The following is a 3,126-nucleotide window of genomic DNA, read 5'->3' on the forward strand; positions in this document are numbered from 1 at the left end:
CGGGTAAACATTCACGGAGAGTTTGATCCTGGCTCAGGACGAACGCTGGCGGCGTGCTTAACACATGCAAGTCGAACGATGAAGCCCTTCGGGGTGGATTAGTGGCGAACGGGTGAGTAACACGTGGGCAATCTGCCCTTCACTCTGGGACAAGCCCTGGAAACGGGGTCTAATACCGGATAACACGTCCACTCGCATGGGTGGAGGTTAAAAGCTCCGGCGGTGAAGGATGAGCCCGCGGCCTATCAGCTTGTTGGTGAGGTAATGGCTCACCAAGGCGACGACGGGTAGCCGGCCTGAGAGGGCGACCGGCCACACTGGGACTGAGACACGGCCCAGACTCCTACGGGAGGCAGCAGTGGGGAATATTGCACAATGGGCGAAAGCCTGATGCAGCGACGCCGCGTGAGGGATGACGGCCTTCGGGTTGTAAACCTCTTTCAGCAGGGAAGAAGCGAAAGTGACGGTACCTGCAGAAGAAGCGCCGGCTAACTACGTGCCAGCAGCCGCGGTAATACGTAGGGCGCAAGCGTTGTCCGGAATTATTGGGCGTAAAGAGCTCGTAGGCGGCTTGTCACGTCGGGTGTGAAAGCCCGGGGCTTAACCCCGGGTCTGCATTCGATACGGGCTAGCTAGAGTGTGGTAGGGGAGATCGGAATTCCTGGTGTAGCGGTGAAATGCGCAGATATCAGGAGGAACACCGGTGGCGAAGGCGGATCTCTGGGCCATTACTGACGCTGAGGAGCGAAAGCGTGGGGAGCGAACAGGATTAGATACCCTGGTAGTCCACGCCGTAAACGGTGGGAACTAGGTGTTGGCGACATTCCACGTCGTCGGTGCCGCAGCTAACGCATTAAGTTCCCCGCCTGGGGAGTACGGCCGCAAGGCTAAAACTCAAAGGAATTGACGGGGGCCCGCACAAGCAGCGGAGCATGTGGCTTAATTCGACGCAACGCGAAGAACCTTACCAAGGCTTGACATACACCGGAAAGCATTAGAGATAGTGCCCCCCTTGTGGTCGGTGTACAGGTGGTGCATGGCTGTCGTCAGCTCGTGTCGTGAGATGTTGGGTTAAGTCCCGCAACGAGCGCAACCCTTGTTCTGTGTTGCCAGCATGCCCTTCGGGGTGATGGGGACTCACAGGAGACCGCCGGGGTCAACTCGGAGGAAGGTGGGGACGACGTCAAGTCATCATGCCCCTTATGTCTTGGGCTGCACACGTGCTACAATGGCCGGTACAATGAGCTGCGATACCGTGAGGTGGAGCGAATCTCAAAAAGCCGGTCTCAGTTCGGATTGGGGTCTGCAACTCGACCCCATGAAGTCGGAGTTGCTAGTAATCGCAGATCAGCATTGCTGCGGTGAATACGTTCCCGGGCCTTGTACACACCGCCCGTCACGTCACGAAAGTCGGTAACACCCGAAGCCGGTGGCCCAACCCCTTGTGGGAGGGAGCTGTCGAAGGTGGGACTGGCGATTGGGACGAAGTCGTAACAAGGTAGCCGTACCGGAAGGTGCGGCTGGATCACCTCCTTTCTAAGGAGCACTTCTTACCGATCCTTTCGGGGTGAGGTCAGAGGCCACTACGTCGGCAAACGTCCGACGGTGGTTGCTCATGGGTGGAACGTTGATTATTCGGCCGGATTGTCGGGCCGGAGGCTTGCGAGTACTGCTCTTAGGGGCGTGGAAAGCATGATCTCCGGACGGGATCGGGTCGGGCACGCTGTTGGGTGTCTGAGGGCACGGCCGATCTGGCTGCCTTCAGTGCCGGCCCCGGTGAAGCACCGCGTAAGTGGTGTGTGACGGGTGGTTGGTCGTTGTTTGAGAACTGCACAGTGGACGCGAGCATCTGTGGCCAAGTTTTTAAGGGCGCACGGTGGATGCCTTGGCACCAGGAACCGATGAAGGACGTGGGAGGCCACGATAGTCCCCGGGGAGTCGTCAACCAGGCTTTGATCCGGGGGTTTCCGAATGGGGAAACCCGGCAGTCGTCATGGGCTGTCACCCATACCTGAACACATAGGGTATGTGGAGGGAACGCGGGGAAGTGAAACATCTCAGTACCCGCAGGAAGAGAAAACAACCGTGATTCCGGGAGTAGTGGCGAGCGAAACCGGATGAGGCCAAACCGTATGCGTGTGAGACCCGGCAGGGGTTGCGTATACGGGGTTGTGGGATCTCTCTTTCACAGTCTGCCGGCTGTGAGGCGAGTCAGAAACCGTTGATGTAGGCGAAGGACATGCGAAAGGTCCGGCGTAGAGGGTAAGACCCCCGTAGTCGAAACATCAGCGGCTCGTTTGAGAGACACCCAAGTAGCACGGGGCCCGAGAAATCCCGTGTGAATCTGGCGGGACCACCCGCTAAGCCTAAATATTCCCTGGTGACCGATAGCGGATAGTACCGTGAGGGAATGGTGAAAAGTACCGCGGGAGCGGAGTGAAATAGTACCTGAAACCGTGTGCCTACAAGCCGTGGGAGCGTCGGGCGAGCACTTGTGCTCGCCTCGTGACTGCGTGCCTTTTGAAGAATGAGCCTGCGAGTTTGCGGTGTGTTGCGAGGTTAACCCGGGTGGGGAAGCCGTAGCGAAAGCGAGTCCGAATAGGGCGTTTCAGTAGCACGCTCAAGACCCGAAGCGGAGTGATCTAGCCATGGGCAGGTTGAAGCGGAGGTAAGACTTCGTGGAGGACCGAACCCACCAGGGTTGAAAACCTGGGGGATGACCTGTGGTTAGGGGTGAAAGGCCAATCAAACTCCGTGATAGCTGGTTCTCCCCGAAATGCATTTAGGTGCAGCGTCGTGTGTTTCTTGCCGGAGGTAGAGCACTGGATAGGCGATGGGCCCTACCGGGTTACTGACCTTAGCCAAACTCCGAATGCCGGTAAGTGAGAGCGCGGCAGTGAGACTGTGGGGGATAAGCTCCATGGTCGAGAGGGAAACAGCCCAGAGCATCGACTAAGGCCCCTAAGCGTACGCTAAGTGGGAAAGGATGTGGAGTCGCACAGACAACCAGGAGGTTGGCTTAGAAGCAGCCACCCTTGAAAGAGTGCGTAATAGCTCACTGGTCTAGTGATTCCGCGCCGACAATGTAGCGGGGCTCAAGCGTACCGCCGAAGTCGTGTCATTCAC

Annotated in this window: 2 rRNA genes (1 of these 2 only partly in view); both read left to right on the forward strand. The window is 58.0% G+C overall.

The window, feature by feature from the left end:
- Positions 1-10: 10 nt before the first annotated feature.
- A 16S ribosomal RNA gene (locus ACWCQK_RS41950) occupies positions 11-1,536 on the forward strand.
- A 317-nt stretch (positions 1,537-1,853) separates the two neighbouring features.
- Positions 1,854-3,126: ribosomal RNA gene (locus ACWCQK_RS41955) — 23S ribosomal RNA — on the forward strand; it runs 1,922 nt beyond the window's last position.
- Together the 16S and 23S rRNA genes form the textbook arrangement of a ribosomal RNA operon.

The organism is Streptomyces sp. NPDC002306, assembly GCF_053593435.1.